At 62.2% G+C, this 25786-nt stretch carries 22 protein-coding genes and 3 pseudogenes; 18 read left to right on the top strand and 7 right to left on the bottom strand.

The window, feature by feature from the left end; translation table 11 throughout:
• Nucleotides 1-194: 194 nt before the first annotated feature.
• From kdpA to ACW5W4_RS11240, 6 genes and pseudogenes are all read left to right on the top strand, one after another.
• The gene (gene kdpA / locus ACW5W4_RS11265; protein WP_427262885.1) at nt 195-1877 is read left to right on the top strand and encodes a potassium-transporting ATPase subunit KdpA; all 1683 of its coding nucleotides are present in this window, start codon (nt 195-197) and stop codon (nt 1875-1877) included.
• Nucleotides 1878-1941: 64 nt separating this feature from the next.
• Nucleotides 1942-3999 carry a potassium-transporting ATPase subunit KdpB gene (gene kdpB / locus ACW5W4_RS11260; RefSeq protein WP_456689417.1) on the top strand — a complete coding sequence of 686 codons (2058 nt, stop codon included), beginning with the start codon at nt 1942-1944 and terminating at the stop codon, nt 3997-3999.
• 90 nt (nt 4000-4089) lie between these two features.
• The gene (locus ACW5W4_RS11255) at nt 4090-4614 is read left to right on the top strand and encodes a potassium-transporting ATPase subunit C (protein WP_456689416.1); all 525 of its coding nucleotides are present in this window, start codon (nt 4090-4092) and stop codon (nt 4612-4614) included.
• A pseudogene (locus ACW5W4_RS11250) lies at nt 4607-7186 on the top strand (DUF4118 domain-containing protein); the annotation flags it as partial. The gene ACW5W4_RS11255 and the pseudogene ACW5W4_RS11250, both read left to right, overlap by 8 nt.
• A gap of 55 nt (nt 7187-7241) precedes the next feature.
• Nucleotides 7242-7925, top strand: a complete 684-nt coding sequence (locus ACW5W4_RS11245; protein ID WP_427262888.1) for a response regulator — start codon at nt 7242-7244, stop codon at nt 7923-7925.
• A gap of 327 nt (nt 7926-8252) precedes the next feature.
• Nucleotides 8253-8591: pseudogene (locus ACW5W4_RS11240) on the top strand (helix-turn-helix domain-containing protein); the annotation flags it as partial.
• On the opposite strand, the gene ACW5W4_RS11235 reads toward ACW5W4_RS11240, so the two are convergent.
• Nucleotides 8521-8754, bottom strand: coding sequence for a hypothetical protein (locus ACW5W4_RS11235; RefSeq protein ID WP_456689415.1), 234 nt, complete (start codon nt 8752-8754; stop codon nt 8521-8523). The pseudogene ACW5W4_RS11240 and the gene ACW5W4_RS11235 overlap by 71 nt on opposite strands.
• 283 nt (nt 8755-9037) lie before the next feature.
• Between ACW5W4_RS11235 and ACW5W4_RS11230 the strand changes: the two genes are divergently transcribed.
• Nucleotides 9038-10291: a valine--pyruvate transaminase gene (locus tag ACW5W4_RS11230; RefSeq protein ID WP_456689414.1), complete on the top strand. Its 1254-nt coding sequence runs from the start codon at nt 9038-9040 to the stop codon at nt 10289-10291.
• A gap of 89 nt (nt 10292-10380) precedes the next feature.
• Here ACW5W4_RS11230 and ACW5W4_RS11225 read toward each other — a convergent pair whose 3' ends face one another.
• Together ACW5W4_RS11225 and ACW5W4_RS11220 are read right to left on the bottom strand one after the other, a co-directional pair.
• Nucleotides 10381-10815: an Hsp20 family protein gene (locus ACW5W4_RS11225; protein ID WP_456689413.1), complete on the bottom strand. Its 435-nt coding sequence runs from the start codon at nt 10813-10815 to the stop codon at nt 10381-10383.
• A gap of 93 nt (nt 10816-10908) precedes the next feature.
• Nucleotides 10909-11322 carry an Hsp20 family protein gene (locus ACW5W4_RS11220; protein WP_408795817.1) on the bottom strand — a complete coding sequence of 138 codons (414 nt, stop codon included), beginning with the start codon at nt 11320-11322 and terminating at the stop codon, nt 10909-10911.
• A gap of 286 nt (nt 11323-11608) precedes the next feature.
• Here ACW5W4_RS11220 and ACW5W4_RS11215 point away from each other — a divergent pair.
• The 3 genes and pseudogenes from ACW5W4_RS11215 to ACW5W4_RS11205 form a co-directional block, all read left to right on the top strand.
• Nucleotides 11609-11773 (top strand): annotated as a pseudogene (locus ACW5W4_RS11215) (GlxA family transcriptional regulator); the annotation flags it as partial.
• A 71-nt stretch (nt 11774-11844) separates the two neighbouring features.
• Entirely contained in the window at nt 11845-12552 is a 708-nt protein-coding gene (locus tag ACW5W4_RS11210; protein WP_456689412.1) for a helix-turn-helix transcriptional regulator, read from the top strand.
• Between the two features lie 69 nt (nt 12553-12621).
• Nucleotides 12622-12999 (top strand): VOC family protein, encoded by a 378-nt coding sequence (locus ACW5W4_RS11205; protein WP_456689455.1) that lies wholly within the window; start codon nt 12622-12624, stop codon nt 12997-12999.
• Between the two features lie 121 nt (nt 13000-13120).
• Here ACW5W4_RS11205 and gyrB read toward each other — a convergent pair whose 3' ends face one another.
• From gyrB to dnaA, 4 genes are all read right to left on the bottom strand, one after another.
• Entirely contained in the window at nt 13121-15535 is a 2415-nt protein-coding gene (gene gyrB, locus ACW5W4_RS11200; protein ID WP_427262893.1) for a DNA topoisomerase (ATP-hydrolyzing) subunit B, read from the bottom strand.
• On the bottom strand, nt 15532-16635 hold the full coding sequence (recF, locus tag ACW5W4_RS11195) for a DNA replication/repair protein RecF (protein WP_456689411.1): 1104 nt from the start codon (nt 16633-16635) through the stop codon (nt 15532-15534). The genes gyrB and recF overlap by 4 nt, the downstream gene beginning before the upstream one ends.
• A gap of 2 nt (nt 16636-16637) precedes the next feature.
• On the bottom strand, nt 16638-17741 hold the full coding sequence (gene dnaN, locus ACW5W4_RS11190; RefSeq protein ID WP_408795807.1) for a DNA polymerase III subunit beta: 1104 nt from the start codon (nt 17739-17741) through the stop codon (nt 16638-16640).
• Between the two features lie 72 nt (nt 17742-17813).
• Nucleotides 17814-19184 carry a chromosomal replication initiator protein DnaA gene (gene dnaA, locus ACW5W4_RS11185; RefSeq protein ID WP_042000353.1) on the bottom strand — a complete coding sequence of 457 codons (1371 nt, stop codon included), beginning with the start codon at nt 19182-19184 and terminating at the stop codon, nt 17814-17816.
• Between the two features lie 299 nt (nt 19185-19483).
• Here dnaA and ACW5W4_RS11180 point away from each other — a divergent pair, with 299 nt between their 5' ends.
• The 8 genes from ACW5W4_RS11180 (at nt 19484) to mnmE (ending at nt 25731) form a co-directional block, all read left to right on the top strand.
• A complete protein-coding gene (locus tag ACW5W4_RS11180) occupies nt 19484-20242 on the top strand; it encodes an amino acid ABC transporter substrate-binding protein (RefSeq protein WP_392443736.1) in 759 nt (252 codons plus the stop codon).
• Nucleotides 20243-20911 (top strand): amino acid ABC transporter permease, encoded by a 669-nt coding sequence (locus tag ACW5W4_RS11175; RefSeq protein ID WP_111874393.1) that lies wholly within the window; start codon nt 20243-20245, stop codon nt 20909-20911.
• A 10-nt stretch (nt 20912-20921) separates the two neighbouring features.
• Entirely contained in the window at nt 20922-21659 is a 738-nt protein-coding gene (locus tag ACW5W4_RS11170; RefSeq protein ID WP_408795804.1) for an amino acid ABC transporter ATP-binding protein, read from the top strand.
• A 264-nt stretch (nt 21660-21923) separates the two neighbouring features.
• Complete coding sequence (gene rpmH, locus ACW5W4_RS11165) at nt 21924-22058, top strand: 50S ribosomal protein L34 (RefSeq protein ID WP_005307156.1); 135 nt, start codon at nt 21924-21926, stop codon at nt 22056-22058.
• Entirely contained in the window at nt 22058-22417 is a 360-nt protein-coding gene (rnpA, locus tag ACW5W4_RS11160; protein WP_408795802.1) for a ribonuclease P protein component, read from the top strand. Before rpmH ends, rnpA begins: the two co-directional genes overlap by 1 nt.
• Entirely contained in the window at nt 22384-22632 is a 249-nt protein-coding gene (gene yidD, locus ACW5W4_RS11155; RefSeq protein ID WP_010672280.1) for a membrane protein insertion efficiency factor YidD, read from the top strand. Before rnpA ends, yidD begins: the two co-directional genes overlap by 34 nt.
• 5 nt (nt 22633-22637) lie before the next feature.
• Nucleotides 22638-24281 (top strand): membrane protein insertase YidC, encoded by a 1644-nt coding sequence (yidC, locus tag ACW5W4_RS11150; RefSeq protein WP_456689410.1) that lies wholly within the window; start codon nt 22638-22640, stop codon nt 24279-24281.
• An 88-nt stretch (nt 24282-24369) separates the two neighbouring features.
• Complete coding sequence (gene mnmE, locus ACW5W4_RS11145) at nt 24370-25731, top strand: tRNA uridine-5-carboxymethylaminomethyl(34) synthesis GTPase MnmE (protein WP_456689409.1); 1362 nt, start codon at nt 24370-24372, stop codon at nt 25729-25731.
• The last annotated feature ends 55 nt before the right edge of the window (nt 25732-25786 follow it).

Below are 25786 nucleotides of genomic sequence, written 5' to 3'. Positions count from 1 at the left end.
GGCGCCTTTACGCCGGTCTTACATACCCTTTCAGTGTCAATGACACCTTCGGGATCGACACGGACATGCATCGATCCCTGACGCTAATTACCTCAACGGAGTCGTTATGAATTGGCTATATCTGCTGCTGGTCCTCGCCCTGATGGGCTATCTGCTGCGCGCACTCACGCGCACCCATGAGTGAGGAGACGGACATGTGGCAAGAAATCCTCTATCCGGCAGCCTTTGTGCTGCTGGTACTGCTGCCGGCGCCCCTGCTTGGCAACTACCTGTACCGGGTGTTTGAGGGGCAGACCCGCTGGCTCGCGCCGGTCGAGCGCGCCACCCTGGCCTGTTGCGGCACCGATGGTCGGGAGCAGGACTGGAAGAGCTATGCCCTCAGCCTGCTGGCCTTCAACGGCGCCGGACTGGGACTGCTGTTCCTGATCCTGATGGCGCAGGGACTGTTGCCCCTCAACCCGCAGCAACTGCCCGGGCTGAACTGGCAACTGGCCTTCAACACCGCCGTCAGCTTCATGACCAACACCAACTGGCAGGCCTATTCCGGCGAGGCCAGCCTCTCCTACTTCAGCCAGATGGTGGGACTCACCACCCAGAACTTCGTCTCCGCCGGGACGGGGGCGACCGTGGCCATCGCCCTGTTTCGCGGCCTCTCCCGCCAGCAGACCCATCACATCGGCAACTTCTGGCGCGACCTGGTGCGTTTCTGCCTCTATGTGCTGCTGCCCATGGCGCTGGTAATGGCCCTGCTGCTGGTGTGGCAAGGGGTGCCTCAGAGCCTCGCCGCCTACCTGCCGTTCCAGGGCCTGGAAGGCCAGGATCAGCTGCTGCCGCTGGGCCCTGCCGCGTCGCAGATCGCCATCAAGCAGCTCGGCTCCAACGGCGGTGGCTTCTTCGGCGTCAACTCGGCCCATCCGTTCGAAAACCCGACCGCCTTCAGCAACTGGCTGGAGATGGTGGCCCTGCTGCTGCTGCCCGCCGCCCTGGTCTGCACCCTGGGCCGTTACGTGAAGGATGCGGGCCACGGCCGCGCCATCCTGGCGGCCATGACACTGCTGCTGGTGCTGGGGCTCGCCGTCACCATCAGCCAGGAGCTGAAGGCGGACCCGAACCTGGCCCAGCTCAGTGATCAGGCTGGCAACTGGGAGGGCAAGGAGAGCCGCTTCGGCCCCGTGCTGTCCGGCATCTGGGCGGTGGCGACCACGGCCGCCTCCAATGGCTCGGTCAACGCCATGCACGACAGCTTCACCCCGCTGGGGGGCATGGTGGCCATGGTCAACATGCTGCTGGGCGAGGTGGTGTTCGGCGGCGTCGGCGCCGGCATCTACGGCATGATGCTGTTCGTGCTGCTGACCGTATTCCTGTGCGGCCTGATGGTGGGGCGCACCCCGACCTATCTCGGCAAGCGCCTCGGCATCACCGAGATGAAGTGGGTGGTTGCCAGCATGCTGGTCATGCCGGTCGGGGTATTGGTGATCGGCGGCCTCACCCTGCTGTTGCCCGGCGCGCAAGCCGTGATCGGCCACGAGGGGCCCCACGGCCTGTCCCGGCTGATCTATGCCTATGCCTCGGCGGCGGGCAACAACGGTTCCGCCTTCGCCGGCTTCGGCGCCGGTGACAACTGGCAGTGCATCGCCATCGCCCTGGCCATGCTGCTGGGCCGCTTCGGCTACATCATTCCTGTGCTCGCCATCGCCGGTCAGCTCGCCCGCGCGCCTCGCCTGGATGCCGGAGAGAGCGAGTTTCCGATCCGCGGCCCGCTCTTCATCACGTTGCTGATCATCACAGTCCTGCTGATGGGGGGTCTCTCCTTCCTGCCCGCGCTGGCACTGGGCCCCCTCGCCGAGCAGCTGAGCCTGGCTCAGGGGGGCTTCTGATGAACGCCCTCTCCAATACCTTGCAGATGCCAACGGCCAACCTTTTGATACCGGGAGCTTTTCAATGAGCAAGTCCGTCTCGATGACAACCCACACCGACAAGGTGAAGGGTAAAAGACCAGCCTCGCAGACAGCGCAGGCCATGGTGGAAGCCCTCTACCGCTTCAATCCCAGGGCGTTGATCGGCAGCCCCATACTGTTCACCCTCTGGCTGGCCGCCGTGATGGCCACAATAGAGTCCTTTCTGGGCCAACCCCTGTCCGGGGTCGCCCCCGGTCTGGCCTGGCAGCTGACCGCCTGGCTCTGGCTGACTCTCTGGTTTGCCAACTTCGCCGAGACCCTGGCCGAAGGCCGTGGCAAGGCCAGAGCCGACAGCCTGAAGGCGGGCATGAGCCAGCTCAAGGCGCGCCGGGTTGCCGATAGCAGAGACGATCAGGGGGAATGGGTGCCCGCCACCAGCCTGCGCAAGGGGGACCTGGTGCTGGTGCGCAGCGGCGAGATGATCCCGGCTGACGGCGAGGTGATCGCCGGCATCGCCTCGGTCAACGAGGCCGCCATCACCGGGGAGTCCGCCCCCGTCATCCGCGAGTCCGGCACGGACCGCAGCGGCGTGACCGGCAACACCACTGTGGTCTCCGACGAGATCTGGGTCCGTGTGACCAACAATCCCGGGGAGAGCACCCTCGACAGAATGATCGCGCTGGTGGAAGGAGCCAAACGCCAGAAGACCCCCAACGAGATGGCGCTGGACGCCCTGCTGGTGGGACTGACCCTGATCTTCCTGCTGGTGGTGGCCACCCTGCCCTGGTTCCTCACCTACAACGGCAGCCAGGTGCCCAGGCTCTATCTGATTGCGCTGTTCATCACCCTGATCCCGACCACCATAGGCGGCCTGCTCTCCGCCATCGGCATCGCCGGCATGGACCGGCTGGTCAAGCTCAACGTGATCGCCAAGTCGGGCCGCGCGGTGGAGGCCGCCGGCGACGTGCGCACCCTGCTGCTGGACAAGACGGGCACCATCACCTTCGGCAACCGCATGGCGGACGAGCTGATCCCGGCCCCCGGGGTCGATCCGACCCTGCTGGCCCAGGCCGCCATGCTGGCGTCGCTGGGCGACAATACCCCAGAGGGCAAGTCCATCCTGACCCTGGTCGGCAAGAGTCTGATCCAGCCGAGCCAGCTGGAGAGCGATGAGCTGATCCCCTTCAGCGCCGAGACCCGGCTGAGCGGCCTGAACCGCAACGGTCATCAATATCGCAAGGGGGCGGTGGATGCGGTGCTCGCCTATCTCGCCCTCGACGGCAAGGGGCTGCCCGAACCCATTCGTCAGGCGGTGGACAGGATTGCCCGCCAGGGCGGCACCCCGCTGCTGATCTGCACCCAGGATCGGCTGCTGGGCGCCGTCTACCTCAAGGACATCATCAAGCCCGGCATCAAGGCCCGTTTCCAGGTGCTGCGCCACATGGGGATCCGCACCGTGATGATCACCGGGGACAACCCGCTGACCGCCGCCGCCATCGCCGCCGAGGCCGGGGTGGACGACTTCATCGCCGAGGCGACCCCGGAGAAGAAGCTGGCCTACATCCGCCAGGAGCAGGCGGACGGTCGCCTGGTCGCCATGTGCGGTGACGGCGCCAACGACGCCCCGGCCCTGGCCCAGGCCGACGTGGGGCTGGCCATGAACGAAGGCACCCAGGCCGCCAAGGAGGCGGGCAACCTGGTGGATCTGGACTCCAACCCCACCAAGCTGCTGGACGTGGTGTTGGTGGGCAAGCAGCTGCTGGTGACCCGGGGCGCCCTGACCACCTTCTCCATCGCCAACGATCTGGCCAAGTATTTCGCCATACTGCCGGCCCTGTTCGTCGCGGCCTATCCCCAGCTCGATGCCCTCAACCTGATGGGCCTCGCCAGTCCAGAGAGCGCCATACTGTCGGCCATCATCTTCAACGCCCTCATCATAGTGGCCCTGGTGCCCCTGGCCCTGCGCGGGGTGGACGTGAAGGGCACGGCGGCCCGCCTGCTGCGCCGCAACCTGCTGATCTACGGGCTCGGTGGCCTGCTGGTGCCCTTTGTCGGCATCAAGATCATCGACCTCGCCATCACGGGCTTTGGCCTGGTGTGACGCCATGACAAGGGTGCAAGGGCGCGCACGGCGCCGAAGCGAGCAGGCGCCCCTTTGCATCCCATCCCCCTTCAGCCGTAAGGAAATACCATGATTGCGATTAGAACCCTGCTGACCCTGACCCTGCTGCTCGGCGTCGGCTACCCCCTGGCAGTGACCGGGCTGGCCCAGCTGCTCTTCCCCTGGCAGGCCAACGGCAGCCAGCTCGTCGACAAGGACAACAAGCCCCTGGGCAGCGCCCTGCTGGCCCAGTCGTTCGAGCGAGCGGACTACTTCCACTCCCGCCCCTCCGCCAGCGACTTCACCACGGTCGGCGGTGGCGGCAGCAACCTGGGGGTGAGCTCGCCCCAGCGTCACGACTTTGCCGGGCAGCAGGCCGGGACAGCCAGGGAACTCTCCCCCAGCCTGCTGACCCGCTCCGGCTCCGGGCTGGATCCCCACCTGCCGCTGGATGCGGTGCTGAGTCAGGTGAGCCGGGTCGCCCAGGCCAGGGCGCTGGATCCCGCCCGTTTGACGGCCCTGGTCAAGTCCCGGGTGGAAGCTGGTATCCTAGGGCCGCAGGTGATCAATATTCTCGAGCTGAACCTGGCACTCGATAAGGAAAAGGATGCGTGATGAGCAGCGGGCCGACGCCCTGTTGGCCAGCCTGGCAGAAGGCAGCAAGGGCAGGCTGAAGGTCTTCCTCGGCGCGGCCCCCGGCGTAGGCAAGACCTACGCCATGTTGCAGGCGGTACGGGAGCAGGCCAGGGAGGGGGCCGACATCCTGATCGGCGTGGTGGAGACCCATGGCCGCCAGGAGACCCTGGCCCTGCTCGACAAACTGGCCATACTGCCGCGCAAGACCCACCTGCATCGCCAGCAGCGGCTCGACGAGATGGATCTGGATGGCCTGCTCGCCCGCAGGCCCGCCATCGCCGTGGTGGACGAGCTGGCCCACAGCAATGCCCCCGGCAGCCGCCACGAGAAGCGCTGGCAGGATGTGCGGGAGCTGCTCGATGCCGGTATCGACGTCTACACCACCCTCAACGTGCAGCACCTGGAGAGCCTCAACGACCTGGTGTGGCAGCTGACCGGGGTCAGGGTCAGGGAGACCCTGCCCGATCGGGTGCTGCTGGAGGCGGACAGCCTGGTGCTGATAGACCTGCCCCCCAAGGAGCTGCTCGATCGGCTGCGCGAGGGCAAGGTCTATGTGCCGCAGCAGGCCATGGCCGCCCTGCACTCCTTCTTCTCCCTCAACAATCTGACCGCATTGCGTGAGCTGGCGATGCAGACCGCCGCCAGCCATGTGGAGGGGGATCTGCAACTGCAGTGGCAGGCGGCGGGCAAGAGCACCCAGCCCCTGCGGGGCAAGCTGATGGTCTGCCTCGGCGAGCAGCATGGCTCGGCCCTGGTCCGCCACGGCCACCGCCTCGCCCAGCGCCGCCAGCTGCCCTGGCTGGTGGTCCATGTGGACAGCCGCGGCCAGCGATCCGCCGAGCTGGAACAGGCCCTGGCCCTGGCCGCCCAGCTGGGGGCCAAGGTGCTGACCCTCTCCAGCCCGGCGGTGGCCGATACCCTGCTGGAGACCGCCGCCCAGCAGCAAGCCTCGCAACTGCTGCTGGGCAAGCCCCACAAGGCGCCCTGGCGCCGCTCCCTGGTGCAGCACCTGATGCAGCGGGCCCGGGGGCTGGAGATCAGCCTGGTGGACACAGGCCCCCGGCAGCCAGGCCCCCTGCTGCGCCCATCGCCCCGGGGTCAGCTCAGCCAGAGCCTGCTGGCGGTCGCCATCATGGCGGTCACCTCCGCCATCGCCTGGGGACTCTCCCACTGGCTGCCCGCGGCCTCACTGCCGCTGCTGTTCGTGCTCGGGGTGCTGGCCACGGCCCTCTCCACCAGCCAGCTGCCGGCGATCCTGGCTGCCATCCTCGGCTTTCTCGCCCACAATCTGCTGTTCACCGTGCCCTACTTCTCCCTGACGGTACACAGCCACAGCGACCTCTTGACCCTGCTGGTGCTGCTCATCGTCGGCATGGCCGCCGGGCGGCTCGCCTCCCGTCAGCGCCAGCAGCTGATAGGGCTGCGCGAGACCCAGCAGCTCGGCACGGCCCTGCTCTCCCTCAGCCAGGAGCTGGCCAGCGCCAACAGCCCGGAGGAGGTGCTAAGGCAGGGGGCCCAGGCCATCTCCCTGGCCCTGGCCCAGCCCGCCTTCGCCATCGACAGCCTCTATCAGGGACGCGCCGGCCCGGCCCCCTCTCCGCCGGGCCAGACCGACAAGGCCGCCATCGACTGGAGCCTCTCCCGCCAGCAGAGCGCCGGGGCCCACACCGCCACCCTCAATGCCGCCCAGGCCCAGTATCACCCCCTCACCGGCGAGCTGGCCCTCGGCATCCTGCTGGCTCAGCCCCTCAGCGCCTCGGCCGAGCACCAGTTGCAGGCCCTGCTCACCGACATCCGCGCCGCCCTGGCCCGCATCGAGCTGAACGAGCGGCTGGCCCAGAGCCAGTGGCAGGCGGAGACGGACAGGATGCGGGCCGCCCTGCTCTCGTCTGTCTCCCACGATCTGAAGACGCCGCTGGCCGCCATCATGGGTGCGGGCAGCACACTGCTCGAATACGGGGACCGGATTGGCCGGGAGGACAGGGACGAACTGCTCCACTCGGTGCAGGAGGAGGCCCAGCGCCTGCACAGCTATGTGCAGAACCTGCTGGACATGACCCGGATCGGCTCCCCCGACTTCCAGCTGAAGCGGGAGTGGGTGGATCTGACCGAGCTGGTGGAGAGCGCCCGCCGCCGGCTGGATGCCTCCTGGCGCCAGCACAGCCTGCTGATCCACCTGGACCAGGCGCCGCCCCGCCTCTATGTCCACGGCGCCCTGCTCGAACAGGTGCTGGTCAATATCCTCGACAACGCCTCCCGCTATTCGCCGGCGGGCACCCCCATCGAATTTCGCGTCATGCTGGCCGAACCGGACCTCATCATGGATGTGATCGACATAGGGGTCGGCATCGCCGCCGCGGACAGGGACAAGATCTTCAACCTCTTCTATACCCAACCTGTCGGGGATAGCGGCAGCCGTGGCACCGGCCTTGGCCTCGCCATCTCCCGCGCCATGGTGGAGGCCCATGGCGGCCGCATCTGGGCCTTCGCCGGCCCCAATGGCAACGGCACCTGCATGCGCATCTCCCTGCCGCTGGCCCTCAATGCACCGGACCCGGAGGAAGAGACAGAGACGAGCGGCTCGGACCCGAGCCCCAGGAGGCCAGATGGCTCATATATTGGTCATTGATGACGAGATCCCGATCCGGCGCTTCCTGCGCATCAGCCTGGTGGCCGAGGGGCATCAGGTGAGCGAGGCGGCCAGCGTGCAGGAGGGGCTCAGCCAGTATCGTCACCTCAATCCCGACCTGGTCATCCTCGACCTCGGCCTGCCCGACGGCGATGGTCTGGCCGTGTTGCAGGCCATACGGGCCCACCACCCTCACCCGGTGCTGATCCTGTCGGCGCGGGATTCCGAGCAGGAGAAGGTACGCCTGCTGGACGCGGGAGCCAACGACTACATGAGCAAGCCGTTCGGCATCGGGGAGATGATGGCCCGCATCCGGGTGCTCTTGCGCCAGCGGGCCGGGGTCAGCAGCGGCGATCGCCGCCACTTCCCCCACTGTGGTCTGACCCTGGAGATTGGCAGCCACAAGGTGAGTCTGGCGGGAGAGGATATCTCCCTGTCCCGCAAGGAGTTCGCTCTGTTGCAGGCCCTGGTGTGTCACCCCGGCAAGCTGGTGATGCAGACCCAGCTGCTCACCGAGATCTGGGGCCCCAGTCACAAGGAGGATACCCACTACCTGCGCATCGTCATCGCCAGCCTGCGCAAGAAGCTGGGAGATAACCCCCAGCAACCCTTCCTGATCGAAACGGAACCCGGTATCGGTTATCGCTTTATCGGCAGTTGATGTTGCACAAAGAAGCTGGGCGGCAACATTCCCAGCAACCCTTCCTGATCGAGACGGAGCCCGGTATCGGTTGTCGCTTTATCGGCAGTTGATGTTGCACAAAGAAGCTGGGCGGCAACATTCCCAGCAACCCACGCTGATCGAAACGGAGCCCGGCATCGGGTATCGCTTTATCGGCAGTTGATGTTTCACGTGGAACGGCGCCGACTGCACCAGAGTGCCAGCAGGCCGCAGCCCGTGATCCTGCAAGTCGGCCGCCACAGCCAGCCCCAGGCCGAGCAGCAGGTAATAGGCCAGCCCGAACAGGGCACCGGCGCTGCCCGCCACCTCCCGATAGGCCTGCAGGGCCTGGCTGAGCACATCGGGAATGGCGATGCCGAACGCGGTGCCAGTGAAGACATAGACCACATCCTCATGAAGGAGACCGGCATGGGCTATCAAGCCTGGCGTCAGCAGTGGTGCCCGCTGCGGGTCATGGCGTTGCTGGCAGAAAGCGAGCCCATCAGCCGGGTGGCCGCTGCCCTGGCGTTCTCCAGCGACAGCGCCTTCATCGGCGTCTTCAAGCAGCATACGGGGCAGACGCCCCTGCGCCATCTCAACTCTCGGGATGAGTCGCCATGGCGGGACTCGCCTCCACCACCAGGGTATCCAGGGCCAGCGGCCTGAGGTTGCTGATGGCCTCGCGCACCAGCTCCCGGGACGCTTGCAACTGCTGCGCCCGGATCTGCTGGTGCAGGCTGGCCAGATCCAGCTCGGGTCGGCTGACCTCATCGGCCATGACGGTCAGACTCAGGGTGCTCAATATCAGGGTGGCGATCAGGCTCTTCATCTTGCATTCTCCGGTGGTGGTCCCTATGGACTCCCTGACTATTCCAATAGTCATGCCATAATCACAACACACTGATATAAAACATATTTATGTAAAACCGCGATGAAAATAGCCAAGCGAGACTCGACATCGATACGGCTTTACGCCAACAAATGGTGAATTTTGCCATGGCATCCATGAGGGGCTCGTTCCACGTGGAACAGGGGATATTTTTCATCGACACCCGCTTTTGAACTGAGCTAAGGTGCTACATCCCCGTTACAGACTCTGGATGCATTACCGAATGGAATTTTCCTTGTTCGGCGAGAAGTTCACTCGCCACGCCGGCATTACCCAACTCATGGATGACCTCAATCAGGGGCTGCTCAATCCGGACGCCATCATGCTGGGCGGCGGCAATCCGGCCCCCATCCCCGCCATGCTGGAGCGCTTTCAGACCGAGGCCAGGCAGCTGCTCGACAACGGGGAACTGATCAAGGCCATGGCCAACTACGATGGCCCGCAAGGCAAGGACAGGTTCACCAAGGCCCTGGCCGCTCTGCTCAAAAGAGAGCTGGGCTGGGACATCTCGGCCCGCAACATCGCCCTGACCAACGGCAGCCAGAACGCCTTCTTCTATCTGTTCAACCTGCTGGCCGGCGAGTTCGCCGATGGCCGCAAGAAGAAGGTGCTCTTCCCCCTGGCCCCCGAATACATCGGCTATGCCGACTCGGCCCTGGCCGAGGATCACTTCGTCGCCTACAAGCCCACCATAGAGAAGCTGGCCGACGGCCAGTTCAAATACCATGTGGATTTCGAAAGCCTGGAGGTGGGTGACGACATAGGGGTGATCTGCGTCTCCCGCCCCACCAACCCCACCGGCAACGTGCTAACCGATGAAGAGATAGAGCACCTGGATCAAATCGCCCGCGACAAGGGGATCCCGCTGCTGATCGACAACGCCTATGGCGTACCCTTCCCCGGCATCATCTTCAGCGAGGCCAAGCCGTTCTGGAATGCCAACACCATCCTCTGCATGAGCCTCTCCAAGCTGGGGCTGCCGGGCACCCGCTGCGGCATCGTCATCGCCGACGAGAAGATAGTCCAGGCCATCACCAACCTGAGCGGCATCATCAACCTGGCACCGGGCAGCCTGGGGCCGGCCATCACCATCCCCATGATAGAGAGCGGCGACATCATCGCCCTGAGCGAGCAGGTGGTGAAACCCTTCTACCAGCAGAAGGCCGACTTCGCCGTGCAGCTGCTGCGAGAAGCGATCCCTGACCCTCGCTTCCACATCCACAAGCCGGAGGGCGCCCTCTTCCTCTGGCTCTGGTTCGAAGGCTTGCCGATCCACTGCCAGGTGCTCTACGAGCGACTCAAGGAGAAGAACCTGCTGATCGTCCCGGGCCACTACTTCTTCCCCGGCATCGACGATCCCGAGTGGCGCCACAGCCAGGAGTGCATCCGCCTCAACTACGCCCAGAGCGAAGACCTGGTGCGGCGCGGCATCGCCATACTGGCGGACGAGATCAATGCCCTCTACGGCGCCGGCTAAGCCAATCCGGCGAAACAAAAACAGAAAGGCCTGCGATTGCAGGCCTTTCTCGTCTCTGGTGTCAGGCACCCCGGCCTGACATTCCCGGCTTAGCTCGGCAGCGCCAGCTGATCGGGTTTGCCGATGGGGATGGCGCGGGGCTTGAGCGCCTCCGGCAACTCCCGAGCCAGTTCTATGGTCAGCAGACCATGCTCCAGCCGGGCCCCCTGCACCTCCACGTGCTGGCTCAGTTTGAAGGCAAGCTCAAAGTCGCGCTCGGCGATCCCCTGGTGGAGGAACTGGCGTTCACCGGCCGCTGCGGCCTTGCGCCCCTTCACCTTGAGGGTGCCGTTTTCGGTCTCCAGCTCTTCGCGCTCGAAGCCAGCCACGGCGACCGTGATGCGGTAGCCGTCATGGTCCCGCTTCTCGATGTTGTAAGGGGGGTAGGCCGCCGCCTTCTGGTCGAACAGGCCTTCCAGCTCACGGGCCATCCGCTCGAAGCCGACGGCATTGGAAGAGAGGTGAGAAAAATCGAGGTTACGCATGATCCTATCCTTCTAACAAGCAACAGGTTTGACTCTCCACGGGCCCGTCATCGGCACCCGGGAAGCAGATAAAAACACTGAGAGTTCAGGCTATCAGCCGTTGATCGCAATCTTGCGCGGCTTCATCGCCTCGGGCACTTCACGGGCCAGTTCGATGTGCAGCAGGCCATTCTTGAGATCGGCCCCTTTCACCCGCACATAGTCGGCCAGCTGGAAGCGGCGCTCGAAGCCGCGTTCGGCTATGCCCTGATAGAGATAGTGACGCTCGGTGTCGGCCTGCTTGTTGCCCTTCACCGTCAGCAGATTTTCCTGGAAACTCAGCTCCAGCTCTTCCTGGGTAAAGCCCGCCACCGCCATGCTGATGCGGTAGTCGTTGTCACCCAGTTGCTCGATGTTGTAGGGGGGATAACCGGCATTGCCATTGCTGGCCGCAGATTCGATGAGATTGGCCAGACGATCGAAACCAATGGCAGAACGATAGAGCGGAGAAAAGTCGATAGAACGCATAGTATTACCCTCTTGTGAGCGATAACGGATTGTTTGCCCTCCTGATGGACGGGCGCCTGGTCGAAACCTCTGTCGAGCGTTCCGGCCTTGTTATCTATATAGGGGCTCACTTTTTCCTTTCAAGGGAAAAAATAGAAAGAAATTTTTGGTCACCCGTCAAAGCCGATGATGGCCCGATTGATGTGATATTCGGCCCACGGGCCACTCATCCCCCGATCTGCTGCGCGCCATACTGGTTGCCCCCCAATCAGAAACCGGAGCACACCATGCAAGTTACCCAGGTTCCCTCAGGCGCAGCCAGGAGTTGCTGGAATCCAGCTCCCATACCATGGAATGCATCACCGAACTGGTGGGCCTCAGGTCTGCCGCCATACTGCGCCAACACTTTCGTGCCCGCTTCGGCGCATCGCCGAGTGAATGGCGCCGATCTTTTCGTGGCAACAGGAAGTGAGCCGCTCTTCTCACCCTGTTCCGGCTCGCCCAAACATGGCACCCTAACCACAGATCCCGAGGAGTCATACCATGTCCCGTTCCGAACGCCTGCTGGCCCTGCTCCAGCTGTTGCGCGGTCACCGTTACGCCATCACCGGCACAGAGCTGGCCAGCCAGCTTGGCATCAGTCTGCGTACCCTCTATCGGGATATCGCCACCCTGCAGGCTCAAGGCGCCCATATCGAAGGTGAGCCCGGTATCGGCTATGTGCTACGCCCTGGTTTCATGCTGCCCCCGCTGATGTTCAGCGAGGAAGAGCTGGAAGCCCTGGTGCTGGGTTCACGCTGGGTCGTCGCGCACTGTGATGAAGCCTTGAGTGCATCTGCCAGCAGTGCACTGGCCAAGATTGAGGCCATGCTTCCCGCCGGACATCGCCAACAGCTCCAGGCCAATGCCCTGCTGATCGGCACCTCCCGCAGCGACAGCCCCCCTGTCGATGAGGCTCCCCTGCGCAGCGCCATCCGCCAGCAGCGCAAGGTGACCCTGAGCTATCGCGATCTGAAAGCGGAGCTATCTGAACGCACCGTCTGGCCATTTGCTCTCGGCTATTTCGAACAGGTGCGGGTACTGGTGACCTGGTGCGAGCTGCGTCAGGGCTTTCGCCACTTTCGGGTCGATCGCATCACCCGGATGCAGCAAGAGGAGAGCCGCTATCCCAAAAGCAGGGAGAGCCTGCTGAAAGCGTGGCGCACCACCCAGCAGATCCCGCAACCCAGATTCATTGCTGACAGAAACTGACAGCGGGTAGCGCCATGCTGACGGGGTCGGCGCAGATGCGCCCTACCCCAATCAAGGAGCGTCACCATGTTGTCAGTCCCACCGTTCACCATTCTCTATGTCTCCAACCCAGCCCGTAGTGCCCTCTTCTATCGCGAGCTGTTCGGTCGCCCGCCGGTAGAGGAGTCAGCCACCTTCGCCATGTTCGTGTTCGAGTCGGGGGCCAGGCTGGCGCTCTGGTCCAGCGCCACAGTCGAACCCGCCGTGACCCAGGTCGCCGGCGCCATGGAGCTGGCCTTCCCTCTGCCTGATGAAGCCAGTGTCGATACGGGCTTGGCCGAGTGGCAGGCTCGCGGCCTGACCATCATCCAGCAGCCCACCCGGATGGCGTTTGGTTACACCGCCATGGCGCTGGATCCCGATGGCCACCGCCTGCGCCTCTACTGCCTGGCACCCGAACTGGGCTGAGTCGCTACCATCAACATCAAGGCGGTTTCATGTTTCACGTGGAACGTGTCATTTCCCCGCCCCTGAAAACGAAGAAGCCGCTCACAAGGAGCGGCTTTTGACTGGCAATCAGAGGGTCTGATCAGACGTCGAGGTTGGCGACCCGCAGGGCGTTGGTCTCGATAAAGTCACGACGGGGTTCGACCGCATCACCCATCAGGGTGGAGAAGAGCTGGTCGGCGCCGACAGCGTCTTCGATGGTGACCCGCAGCATGCGACGCGCTTCCGGATCCATGGTGGTTTCCCACAGCTGATCCGGGTTCATCTCGCCCAGCCCTTTATAGCGCTGGATGTAGATGCCGCGCTTGCCTTCGCCCATCAGCCAGTCCACCGCCTCGACGAAGCTGGCCACCGGCTTCACCTTCTCGCCACGCTTGATGTAGCCGCCTTCCTCGATCAGGTTGGCGATCTCCTTGCCCAGGGAGACCAGCTGGCGGTACTCATTGGACTGCAGGAAGTCGTAGCTGATCGGATACTCGCGATCGACACCGTGCTGGCGCACCACGGCGTGGGGCACGAACAGGCTACGTTCCTCGTCGCGGCGGATCTGGATCTGGTACTGGATGCCGTGGTTGCTCTCGTTGAGCACGGCCTCCATGCCATGACACCAGGCCTGCAGATCGCTCTCGCTGGCCAGCAGGGCTTCGTTCAACTCGGGCTGATAGATCAGCTGGGTCAAGACGGCATCCGGGGCACGGCGGGACATACGGGTGATCAGGTGAGACACGGCGCGGTGCTGGTTCACCAGACGCTCCAGGGCCTCGCCACCGATGGCAGGAGCCGACTCGTTGACATGCAGGGTAGCACCGTCCAGCGCCATGGCGGTCTGGTATTGCAGCAGCGCATCTTCGTCTTTCAGATACTGCTCCTGCTTGCCCTTCTTGACCTTGTAGAGCGGCGGCTGGGCGATGAAGACATAGCCACGCTCGATGATTTCCGGCATCTGACGGTAGAAGAAGGTCAGCAGCAGGGTGCGGATGTGCGCACCATCCACATCCGCATCCGTCATGATGATGATGTTGTGATAACGCAGCTTGTCCGGGTTGTACTCGTCGCGACCTATGCCGCAACCCAGGGCGGTGATCAGGGTACCCACCTCTTGCGAGGAGATCATCTTGTCGAAACGGGCCTTCTCCACGTTCAGGATCTTGCCCTTGAGCGGCAGTATGGCCTGGTTCTTGCGGTTGCGACCCTGCTTGGCGGAACCGCCAGCAGAGTCCCCTTCCACTATGTAGAGTTCGGACAGGGCCGGGTCTTTCTCCTGACAATCCGCCAGCTTGCCGGGCAGGCCGGCGATATCCAGCGCCCCCTTGCGGCGGGTCAGCTCGCGCGCCTTGCGGGCTGCCTCACGGGCACGGGCCGCGTCGATGATCTTGTTGACCACTATCTTGGCATCGCCCGGGTTTTCCAGCAGGAACTCACCCAGCTTCTCGCCCATGGCCTGTTCGACGGCGGTCTTCACTTCGGAAGAGACTAGCTTGTCTTTGGTCTGGGAGGAGAACTTGGGATCAGGTACCTTGACCGAGATCACCGCAATCAACCCCTCACGCACGTCGTCGCCGCTGGCGGCCGACTTGGCCTTCTTGCTGTAATCCTCTTTGTCCATATAGGTGTTGAGGGTACGGGTCAGCGCGGTACGGAAGCCCACCAGGTGGGTGCCGCCATCCCGCTGGGGGATGTTGTTGGTGAAGCAGTAGACCCCTTCCTGGTAGGCGTCGTTCCACTGCATCGCCACTTCAACGCCGATACCGTCCTGCTCCGTGGTGAAGTGGAACACCTTGGGATGGATCGGGGTCTTGTTCTGGTTCAGGTATTCGACGAACGCCTTGATGCCGCCCTCGTAGCAGAAATGCACCTCGCGGCCATCCCGCTCGTCTTCGAGACGAATGGAGACACCGGAGTTGAGGAAGGAGAGCTCGCGCAGGCGCTTGGCCAGGATATCGTAGTGAAACAGGGTGTCGCTGAAGATGGTCGAGCTCGGCCAGAAACGCACCTCTGTGCCTGTTCCTGAACTGCTGTCACCAATCTGCTTGAGCGGGGCCTGGGGTTCGCCCAGATGATAGGTCTGCTCGTAGACATGGCCGTTGCGGCGAATGGTCAGCAGCAGCTTGTCAGACAGGGCATTCACCACAGAGACGCCCACGCCGTGCAGGCCGCCGGACACCTTGTAGGAGTTGTCGTCGAATTTGCCGCCGGCGTGCAACACCGTCATGATGACTTCGGCGGCGGAACGGCCCTCTTCCGGGTGAATGTCGACCGGAATGCCCCGGCCGTTGTCACGCACCGAGACGGAGCCGTCGGAATGGATCTTGACCTGGATATCGGAACAGTAGCCAGCCAGAGCCTCGTCAATGGAGTTATCGACGACCTCGAACACCATGTGGTGCAGACCCGAGCCATCATCCGTATCGCCGATATACATCCCCGGGCGCTTGCGGACCGCATCCAGCCCCTTCAGCACCTTGATATTCGAGGAGTCGTAACTATTTTCACTCATAGCTTACTCTCTGCCTTCTCTAGCGTTTCGGAGATCTTGCCTTGTTCCACGTGGAACAACTTGCAGTCATTCGCATCCATCATGTCTGCGAGCTGACCGGTATCGATGGCGGTGATAAACACCTGGGTCGCGCATTGCTTCAGCCGGTTGGCCAACAGGCGACGCTTGTCGATATCCAGTTCAGAGGCAAAATCGTCAATTAAAAAAATACAGCCACGGCTGCTCTGTTGGTTCAAATAGAGCCCTTGGGCCAGTCGCATGGCACAGACCAGCAACTTCAATTGACCCCGGGACAGAATATCCTGTGCGGGCACCCCGTTCGCCTTGAGGCGCACATCGGCCTTCTGGGGGCCGACGCCGGTATAACCCAGGTTCTGATCCCGTTCGAACCCCGCCTCCAGCAAGTCGCCGAGAGGGGTGTCCTTCTCCCAGCCCCGATAGAAACCGAGACTGATGTCGAATTCCGGTAGAAAATCCGCCGTCATCTCCTGGATGAGTGGCGTAATGGCCTGACAATACTTGGCGCGAAAGTCTGCCAATTCACCACCCAGCCTTGCCAGCTCCTGATCCCAGAACGCCAGCTGACGATACTGGGTCGCCGTGCGCAGCAAGGCATTGCGCTGCTTCAGCAGCCGCCGCACCCGTCCCCACAGGGAGAAGAAGGTCGGCTCCTGATGAAACACGCCCCAGTCGAGCCAAGCGCGACGCGGTTGGGGACCGCCGGTCAGCAGGTCGAAGCCATCGGGATGGATCAACTGCACCGGCAGCAGCTCGGCCAGATCCGCCAGACGCTGGGCCTGTGCCCCGGCAATCTTGAGCTGGGTGTCGCCATTCTTCTCCTTGGCGAGGCCGATGGGAACCGTACGCCCCTCGAGCTCGCACTGGGCGAACAGGACGAATCCCTTCTCGCCCTGGCGAACGACTCTCCCGGTAAGATGAGTGCGAAAGGAGCGGCCCAGGCCAAGGTAGTGAATGGCTTCCAGCACGTTGGTCTTGCCGCTGCCATTGCTGCCGACCAGGATATTGAGGCCGGGCGACAGTTGCAGGCTGGCGTGCTGGATGTTGCGAAAGTCGTTGAGCTGGAGTTTGACCAGGGACACGACTAGATCCGCATCGGCATGACCACGTATTGAGCGTCCTGACTGTCAAAATCCTCAATAATGGCACTGCTGATGGAATCGCTCAGGCTGACCCGGATCTGGTCACATTTTAACGTATTCAGCACGTCGAGCACATACGAGACGTTGAAGCCTATCTCCAGCTCGCTGGCGTCATATTGTACGTCAAGCAGCTCCTCGGCTTCTTCCTGTTCCGGGTTGTTGGCGGTGATCCGCAGTAAATTTTGCTGCAGATTGAGACGCACCCCACGGAATTTCTCGTTGGAGAGAATGGCGGCACGGGAGAACGCCTGACGCATGTCTTCCCGCCCGGCGATCAGCGCCTTGTCGCTGCCACGGGGGATGACGCGGCGCCAATCGGGGAAGCGACCGTCCACCAGTTTGGAGGTGAAGATGAAGCCATCGAGGGCGGCGCGCAGGTTGCTGCGGCCCACTTGCAGCCGCACCGGCTTGTCCTCCGCCTCCAGCAGGCGCACCAGCTCCAGCACCCCCTTACGGGGCAGGATGACCTGATGATCCGGCAGCGAGTCCTGCACCACCTCTCGGCGGCAGGTGGCCAGGCGGTGGCCATCGGTCGCCACGGTACGCAGGCCATGGCCTTCGCTCTCGAACAGCATGCCGTTCAGGTAATAGCGCACGTCCTGGCTGGCCATGGAGAACTGGGTCGCCTCGATGAGTTTTTTAAGCTCCAGCTGGCTGATGTCGAACTCGAGTACGGATTCCCAGTCTTCGATGTTCGGGTACTCGGTCGCCGGCAGGGTCGACAGGTTGAAGCGGGAGCGGCCGGAGCGGATGATCAACCGCTCCCCCTCGGTGTTGAGGCGGATGTCGGCCCCTTCCGGCAGGCCACGACAGATATCCAGCAGCTTGCGTGCCGGTACCGTGGTGCGTCCGTCCTGGCTGGCGCCCTCGAGATGGACCTGGCCTATCATCTCCACTTCGAGATCGGTTCCGGTCAGCGACAGCAGGCCATGGTTCACATCGAGCAGGACGTTGCCGAGGATGGGCAGTGTCGGTCGGCCACCCAGGGCGCCCGACACCAGTTGCAGGGGACGTAACAGGGCCTCGCGGCTAATTTCGAGCTGCATCTGTGCTCTCCGTTGCTAGTAGGAGGAAAGGGTTGGCGTATTCGAGCTGCATCTGTGCACTCCGTTCCGTAATCAGGACGAAAGGGTACGGATCAGGTTGGAATAGTCTTCCTTGATGTCGTGACTCTCCTCCTTCAGCTGCTCTATCTTGCGACAGGCATGAAGAACGGTCGTGTGGTCACGGCCACCGAAGGCATCCCCTATTTCCGGCAAACTGTGGTTGGTCAGCTCCTTGGCCAGGGCCATGGCCAGCTGACGCGGGCGGGCAACGGAGCGGGAACGCCGTTTGGACAGCAGGTCCGCCAGCTTGATCTTGTAGTACTCCGCCACCGTCTTCTGGATGTTGTCGATGGTGACCAGCTTCTCCTGCAAGGCCAAGAGGTCCCGCAGCGCCTCGCGCACGAAGTCGATGTTGATGGCACGACCGGTGAAGTTGGCGTTGGCGATGACCCGGTTGAGGGCCCCTTCCAGTTCACGGACGTTGGATCGCAGCCGCTTGGCGATGAAGAAGGCCACCTCGTCCGGCAGGTGGATCTGGTTCTCGTCCGCTTTGCGCATCAGGATGGCGACCCGGGTCTCCAGCTCAGGCGGTTCGATCGCCACCGTCAGGCCCCAGCCGAAGCGGGACTTGAGGCGATCCTCGACACCGTTGATCTCCTTCGGGTAACGGTCCGAGGTCAGGATGATCTGCTGGTTGCCTTCAAGCAGGGCGTTGAAGGTATGGAAGAACTCCTCCTGGGAGCGCTCCTTGTTGGCGAAGAACTGGATGTCATCGATGAGCAGGGCATCGACGCTACGGTAATAACGCTTGAACTCTTCAATGGCGTTATTCTGCAGCGCCTTCACCATGTCTTGCACGAACCGTTCGGAGTGCATGTAGATGACCTTGGCGTCCTTCTTGCGATCCTTGATGGCATTGCCGACCGCATGGAGCAGGTGGGTCTTGCCCAGACCGGTACCGCCATAGAGGAACAGGGGGTTGTAGGCACCACCCGGATTGTCGGCCACCTGACGGGCCGCCGCACGAGCCAACTGGTTGGACTTGCCCTCGACGAAATTCTCGAAGGTATAGTTCACGTTGGTGTTGCTCTTGTGGTTCGGCTCCGGCTTGGCTTCGTCCTTGCTTTCCCAGCTCTTCTGCAAGTTATTCACAGGCGCGGCGCCGCGCACCGGTGCTCTGGCAACGGCGACGGGGTGGGGACGATTTCCTATATCAAAACGCAAGGCGGGGCCATCAACGCCACAGATCTCGTTGATGATGCCGTTGACCCGGAGCAGGTACTTGTCACGTACCCAGTCCAGGACGAAGCGATTCGGTGCATACAGGGTCAGAGTATTGTCACTCAACTCCGCTTGAAGCGGCCGGATCCACATGCTGAATTCTGCCGAGGGCAATTCATCTTGCAGCCGGTTAAGGCACTGCTGCCATAGCGAAGCAGTCACTCTAGACTCCCGTTTATTGATTAGCTAAAGACCGGCTATTCTACGTTTTTAACCGCTGGATCTCTAGCCGCCAGCTCGTGGATCCAGCAAATAAGATCCTTGACTTTCAAGGATCCAACGGCTCAGGATCCCATTTCATCCCCAAACTTACCCACAGCATGAGCGCGGCTGGATCCGGGGTGATTCAGGGTTATTTGATATAACCAAATAAGATTTATTTTTCAGACTTTATTCCAATAAAATTCACCCAACGTCAGTCATTAAAACTAAAAGTACAGAACAACAGAGAGAGGTAACCCATGTCTTCATCCATCAAGCTGGTGTCCGGCGCCGCCATACTGCTGGCCATGCTCAGTGGCCAGGCCGTCGCCCAGGAGACCATCAAGGTCGGTATGTCTGGCAAATATTTCCCGTTCACCTTCGTCAAGCAGGACAAGCTGCAGGGCTTTGAGGTGGACATGTGGAACCAGATTGGCGAGCGCACCGGTTACAAGGTCGAGTTCGTCACCGCCAGCTTCTCCGGCCTGTTCGGCATGCTGGAAACGGGCCGGGTCGATACCATCTCCAACCAGATCACCATCACCGACGAGCGCAAGGCCAAGTACGACTTCTCCCAGCCCTACGTCTATGACGGTGCCCAGATAGTGGTGCGCAAGGGCAACAGCACCATCCATGGTATCAAGGACCTGGAAGGCAAGAAGGTCGCGGTGAACCTGGGTTCCAACTTCGAGGAGCTGCTGCGCAAGAACGATCCGGACAACAAGATGGACATCCGCACCTATGACTCCGCCTTCGAGCAGGATGTCGCCCTGGGTCGCATCGATGCCTTCGTGATGGACCGCGTCTCCACCGCCCAGCTGATCAAGGAATCCAAGCTGCCGCTGCAACAGGCAGGCAAGCCGTTCGAAACCATAGAGAACGCCCTGCCCTTCCTGAAGACCCCCAAGCAGCAGGCGCTGCTGGCCAAGGTTGACGAGGCGCTGACCGCCATGCGCAAGGACGGCTCTCTCAAGCAGATCTCCGAGAAGTGGTTCGCGGCGGACATCACCAGCAAATAAATGATGGAATTCGATCTCGCGTACACGCTGGGGCTGTTTCCGATCCTGCTCAAATACCTGGGCACGACCATGGAAATGGCCCTGTGGGGCTTCGTACTGGCACTCGTGCTGTCGCTGATGTTGGCGATAGTGCGGGTGTTTCGCGTTCCCGTCATTCACTGGCTGGCGATCCTCTATATCTCGTTCTTTCGAGGTACTCCGCTGCTCGTCCAGCTGTTCCTGCTCTATTACGGTCTGCCGCAACTCTTCCCCATCTTCGTGGGAATGGATGCCTTTACCGCCGCCATCGTCGGCTTGACCCTGCACTTCGCCGCCTACATGGCGGAATCCATCCGTGCCGCCATCCTGGGTATCCACAAGAGCCAGATGGAAGCGGCCCTCAGCATCGGCATGAGCAAGCTGCAGGCCATGCAGCGCATCATACTGCCCCAGGCAGCCCGCATCGCGACACCGTCCCTGATGAACTACTTCATCGACATGATCAAGAGCACCTCCCTGGCGTTTACCCTGGGGGTAGCCGAGATCATGGGCAAGGCGCAGATGGAGGCCTCCTCCTCCTTCAAGTTCTTCGAGAGCTTCATGGCGGTGGCCCTGGTCTACTGGGTGGTGGTCATCTTCTTCACCCGCTTGCAGCACCTGCTGGAAGTCCGTCTCAATCGTGCCTACTGAGGAACAACTCATGATCAAACTGAGCGGCCTCACCAAGGCATTCGATGACAATGTTGTGCTCAACAACATAGATCTGGAGATAAAGAAGGGGGAGATTGTCGTCATCATAGGGCCGTCCGGTACCGGAAAATCGACCCTGTTGCGCTGTCTCAACCTGCTGGAAACCCCGGATGCGGGTCGGCTGGCCATCGACGATATCCAACTCGATCTGGCCAATGCCAGCGAACGGGAGGCCATTGAGTTGCGCAAGCGGGCCTCCTTCGTGTTCCAGAACTATGCCCTGTTCGCCAACAAGACGGCGCTGGACAACATCGCCGAGGGGCTGATCACCGTCTGGAAGCAGCCCAAGGCGGAGGCCCGCGCCACGGCGCTCGGCATCCTCAAGGACATAGGTCTCGCCGAGAAGCAGGATGCCTACCCGGCGTCCCTGTCCGGCGGCCAGCAGCAGCGGGTCGGCATCGGCCGTGCCATGGCGGCCCACTCCAAGGTGATCCTGTTCGACGAGCCCACCTCGGCCCTCGACCCCGAGTGGGTGGACGAGGTGCTGGGGCTGATGAAACAGCTCGCCCGCCAGCACCAGACCATGGTGGTGGTCACCCATGAGATCGAGTTCGCCCGCGACGTCGCGGATCGGGTGATCTTCATGGAGGGAGGCAGGATCGTGGAGCAGGGCCCACCGGATCAGATACTGGTCAATCCGGTGGATCCTCGCACCCGGGCGTTCCTGCGCAAGGTGCTGAAATCCTGAGATCTGGGCGGCCTGGCCGCCTTTTTTCATGGAGGATCCTTGTTAAACCCGGGCGGGCCAGTATAATCCGGAGCCCGCGATCCTCTGGATCCTGTGCCGGCCTTAGACTTATTTCACGGTCGATGACCGATACCGGCTTCGGCGGATTGACTAAAAGCCGAACTCTGTTTAGAATTCGGCCTCTTTTGCTAGTCGTCACACGCTATAGCTGGCGCGTCGGCTAAGTGTGACAATCAAAACTGTACAGTTATACGGAATCGAATCATGAAACGTACTTTTCAACCGTCCAACCTGAAGCGCAAGCGCTCTCACGGTTTCCGCGCCCGCATGGCTACTGCCAACGGTCGTAAAGTTCTGGCCGCTCGTCGTGCCAAGGGTCGTGCCCGTCTGGTAGTTTAATGCCAACGCCGCACACCTTCTCTCGGGAGTTACGTCTGTTAACTCCCGAACACTTCAAACGCGTTTTCGCCGAGCCTGTCCGGGCCGCTTCCCCGCAAATAACGCTTCTCGCCTGTCCCAATACGCTCGAACATCCCCGTCTCGGTCTCGCCGTGCCCAAAAAAGCACTCAAGCGTGCCGTCTGGCGTAATCGTGTCAAACGAGTGGTTCGGGAAAGTTTCCGCCTCAATCAAGCCAACCTGCCCGCTATCGACATCGTCGTGATCGCCAAGGCCGGCGTGAAGGAGATGGATAACGAGGAACTGTTCAAGTTACTGGAAAAGCTATGGCGCACTCTGTCACGCCGTTGCAATGGGTAGCTATCAAACTGATACGCCTGTATCAGCTAATCATTAGTCCCCTGCTCGGGCCACGCTGCCGTTTCACCCCGACTTGTTCCCAATTTGCGATAGAAGCAATCCGACTTCACGGTTTCATAAAAGGCGTTTGGTTAGCCAGCAAACGTCTATTAAAATGCCATCCCTTATCCGAGGGTGGTTATGACCCGGTTCCGCAACCAAAGCGAAGAAACTGAAGACTATGCAATCACAACGCAATCTACTCCTGATCGGTTTGCTGTTCGTGAGCTTCCTGCTCTGGCAACAGTGGGAGTCCGACAAGGCTCCGAAGCCGGCCCCAGTGGCCCAAACCGAACATTTCGTGCCTGAAGCCGGTCAGACCGGTGATATTCCTCAGGTTTCCGAGCAAGCCACCACTGCCAATGCCGCCCGCAAGCTGGTCACCGTCTCCTCCGACGTGCTCAAGCTGACCCTGGACACCCAGGGTGGCGACATCGTCTCTGCCGAACTGCTGTCCCACAAGCTGGTAGAAGGCAAGGAGCAGCCGTTCGTGCTGCTGACCAGCCAGCCCCAGCATATCTATGTCGCCCAGAGCGGTCTGGTGGGTCGCGATGGCCCGGACAGCCGTGCCGAAGGCCGTCCCACCTATGAAGCCGCCCAGACCAGCTACCAGCTGGCCGACGGTCAGGATCAGATCCTGGTTCCCATGACCTGGACCGACAGCAAGGGCGTGGTCTTCACCAAGGAGTTCGTGCTCAAGCGCGGTGACTACGCGGTGGGCGTCGATTACAAGATCGACAACAAGTCTGCCGATCCGGTCCAGGTGCAGTTCTACGGTCAGCTCAAGCAGACCATGACCACGCCCAAGGATCAGGAAGGTCATGCCATGGTGGCCAGTGCCTACCGCGGTGGCGCCTTCTCCAGCGAAGATACCCGCTACAAGAAGTACACCTTCGACGAGATGAAGGATGCCGACCTGAACAAGACCACCCAGGGTGGTTGGGTCGCCATGCTGCAACACTACTTCGTCTCCGCCTGGACCCCCAACGCCAACGAGGCCAACAGCTTCTACAGCCGCGTGATCCCGGGCAAGGACCAGGCCATCATCGGCTACAAGGCCCCCATGGTTGACGTGGCAGCCGGCCAGCAGGCCGAAGTGACCAGCAAGCTGTGGGTAGGTCCCAAGCTGCAGGATCAGATGGCCAAGGTGGCAAACCACCTCGACCTGACCGTCGACTACGGCTGGCTCTGGTTCATCGCCCAGCCCCTGCACTGGCTGCTGACCGTGTTCCACGGCTTCGTCGGCAACTGGGGTGTGGCCATCATCATGCTGACCCTGCTGGTGCGCGGCATCATGTTCCCGCTGACCAAGGCCCAGTACACCTCCATGGCCAAGATGCGCATGCTCCAGCCCAAGCTGGCCGCGCTCAAGGAACGCTTCGGCGACGATCGCCAGAAGATGTCCCAGGGTATGATGGAGCTGTACAAGAAGGAGAAGGTCAACCCGCTGGGTGGCTGCCTGCCGATCCTGGTGCAGATGCCTATCTTCATCGCCCTGTACTGGGCACTGATGGAGTCCGTCGAGCTGCGTCACGCGCCGTTCGCCCTGTGGATCACCGACCTGTCGGTGAAGGACCCCTTCTTCGTGCTGCCGATCCTCATGGGTGCCTCCATGTGGTATCTGCAGAAGATGAGCCCGACCACCATCACGGACCCCATGCAGCAGAAGGTGATGCAATTCATGCCGATCATCTTCACCTTCATGTTCCTCTGGTTCCCGGCAGGCCTGACCCTGTACTGGCTGGTGAGCAACGTCATCTCCATTACCCAGCAGACCATCATCTATCGTCAGCTGGAGAAGAAAGGGCTGCACACTCGCACCTGATCTCCCCCCTGATGACAAAAGAGGCGGCCTTCGGGCCGCCTTTTTTATTACAATGTCCCCCAATTACCGAACAGACGAGTCAAGCAAGATGACAACAGATACGATCGTGGCCCAGGCCACCGCCCCCGGCCGGGGTGGCGTCGGCATAGTCCGCGTCTCAGGCCCCGCCGCCGAACGAGTCGCCGAAATCGTGCTCGGTCGACTGCCCAGGGTGCGTTATGCCGAATATCTGCCGTTCAAGGACGAGCAGGGCCAGCCCCTGGATCAGGGCATAGCCCTGCTGTTCAAGGCCCCCAACAGCTTCACCGGCGAGGATGTGCTGGAGCTGCAAGGCCACGGCGGCCCCGTCATCCTGGACATGCTGATACGCCGTATCCTGCAGATCGACGGCATACGCCCCGCCCGTCCCGGCGAGTTCAGCGAACGCGCCTTCCTCAACGACAAGCTGGATCTGGCCCAGGCCGAGGCCATCGCCGATCTGATCGAAGCCTCCAGCGAGCAGGCCGCCCGCAGCGCCATGCACTCCCTGCAGGGCCAGTTCTCCGGCAAGATCCAGCAGCTGGTGGAGAGTCTCACCAGATTGAGGATCTATGTGGAAGCGGCCATCGACTTTCCGGACGAGGAGATCGACTTTCTCTCCGACGGCAAGGTGGCGGGGGATCTCTACGCCATCATGGCGGAGCTCGACGGTGTGCGCGGCGAGGCCAAGCAGGGCGCCCTGCTGCGGGAAGGGATGAAGGTGGTGATCGCCGGCCGTCCCAACGCCGGCAAGTCCAGCCTGCTCAACGCCCTGGCCGGGCGCGAGTCCGCCATCGTCACCGAAATCGCCGGCACCACCCGCGACGTGCTGCGCGAGCACATCCACCTGGACGGCATGCCGCTGCACATCATCGACACCGCGGGCCTGCGCGATACCCAGGACAAGGTGGAGCAGATCGGCATAGAGCGGGCCTGGGCCGAGATAGAGCAGGCTGATCGGGTGCTGTTCATGGTGGATGGCACCACCACGGATGCGGTCGACCCGCGGGAGATCTGGCCGGAATTCGTCGATCGGTTGCCAAAAAACATCGGCCTCACCGTCATTCGCAACAAGGCCGACCTGACAGGCGAGGATCTGGAACCTAGCCAGGAACTGGGCCACGCCGTCTACCGCATCTCAGCCAAGACGGAGCTGGGGCTGCCCGCCCTGCGCGAGCACCTGAAGGCCTGCATGGGCTTCCAGGGCAACACCGAGGGAGGCTTCATGGCCCGCCGCCGTCACCTGGATGCCCTGGAGCGCGCCGCCGAGCGGCTGCTGGTGGCCAGGGAGCAGCTGGAAGTCTATGTGGCTGGCGAGCTGGTGGCCGAGGAACTGCGCCTTGCGCAGGAGTCCCTGTCCGAGATCACCGGCGAGTTCAGCTCGGACGATCTGCTGGGCCGCATCTTCTCGAGTTTTTGCATCGGCAAATAAACCTGCACGGCAGGCAATGAAAAGCCCGGGATGATCCCGGGCTTTTTTTTGTGCA

The organism is Aeromonas crassostreae, assembly GCF_054052445.1.
Note: the sequence above shows the minus strand (reverse complement) of the source record. Positions and strands in the feature narration are given on the sequence as shown.

What these genes read in the sequence shown, in the direction of transcription:
- gyrB (WP_427262893.1), bottom strand. Translation starts at nt 15,535, where the DNA reads ATGAGTGAAAATAGTTACGACTCCTCGAATATCAAGGTGCTGAAGGGG.
- ACW5W4_RS11220 (WP_408795817.1), bottom strand. Translation starts at nt 11,322, where the DNA reads ATGCGTTCTATCGACTTTTCTCCGCTCTATCGTTCTGCCATTGGTTTC.
- ACW5W4_RS11235 (WP_456689415.1), bottom strand. Translation starts at nt 8,754, where the DNA reads ATGAAGAGCCTGATCGCCACCCTGATATTGAGCACCCTGAGTCTGACC.
- yidD (WP_010672280.1), top strand. Translation starts at nt 22,384, where the DNA reads ATGGCGCACTCTGTCACGCCGTTGCAATGGGTAGCTATCAAACTGATA.
- ACW5W4_RS11170 (WP_408795804.1), top strand. Translation starts at nt 20,922, where the DNA reads ATGATCAAACTGAGCGGCCTCACCAAGGCATTCGATGACAATGTTGTG.
- ACW5W4_RS11225 (WP_456689413.1), bottom strand. Translation starts at nt 10,815, where the DNA reads ATGCGTAACCTCGATTTTTCTCACCTCTCTTCCAATGCCGTCGGCTTC.
- rpmH (WP_005307156.1), top strand. Translation starts at nt 21,924, where the DNA reads ATGAAACGTACTTTTCAACCGTCCAACCTGAAGCGCAAGCGCTCTCAC.
- ACW5W4_RS11175 (WP_111874393.1), top strand. Translation starts at nt 20,243, where the DNA reads ATGATGGAATTCGATCTCGCGTACACGCTGGGGCTGTTTCCGATCCTG.
- ACW5W4_RS11210 (WP_456689412.1), top strand. Translation starts at nt 11,845, where the DNA reads ATGTCCCGTTCCGAACGCCTGCTGGCCCTGCTCCAGCTGTTGCGCGGT.
- yidC (WP_456689410.1), top strand. Translation starts at nt 22,638, where the DNA reads ATGCAATCACAACGCAATCTACTCCTGATCGGTTTGCTGTTCGTGAGC.
- dnaN (WP_408795807.1), bottom strand. Translation starts at nt 17,741, where the DNA reads ATGCAGCTCGAAATTAGCCGCGAGGCCCTGTTACGTCCCCTGCAACTG.
- ACW5W4_RS11245 (WP_427262888.1), top strand. Translation starts at nt 7,242, where the DNA reads ATGGCTCATATATTGGTCATTGATGACGAGATCCCGATCCGGCGCTTC.
- kdpB (WP_456689417.1), top strand. Translation starts at nt 1,942, where the DNA reads ATGAGCAAGTCCGTCTCGATGACAACCCACACCGACAAGGTGAAGGGT.
- ACW5W4_RS11180 (WP_392443736.1), top strand. Translation starts at nt 19,484, where the DNA reads ATGTCTTCATCCATCAAGCTGGTGTCCGGCGCCGCCATACTGCTGGCC.
- kdpA (WP_427262885.1), top strand. Translation starts at nt 195, where the DNA reads ATGTGGCAAGAAATCCTCTATCCGGCAGCCTTTGTGCTGCTGGTACTG.
- mnmE (WP_456689409.1), top strand. Translation starts at nt 24,370, where the DNA reads ATGACAACAGATACGATCGTGGCCCAGGCCACCGCCCCCGGCCGGGGT.
- ACW5W4_RS11255 (WP_456689416.1), top strand. Translation starts at nt 4,090, where the DNA reads ATGATTGCGATTAGAACCCTGCTGACCCTGACCCTGCTGCTCGGCGTC.
- rnpA (WP_408795802.1), top strand. Translation starts at nt 22,058, where the DNA reads ATGCCAACGCCGCACACCTTCTCTCGGGAGTTACGTCTGTTAACTCCC.
- ACW5W4_RS11230 (WP_456689414.1), top strand. Translation starts at nt 9,038, where the DNA reads ATGGAATTTTCCTTGTTCGGCGAGAAGTTCACTCGCCACGCCGGCATT.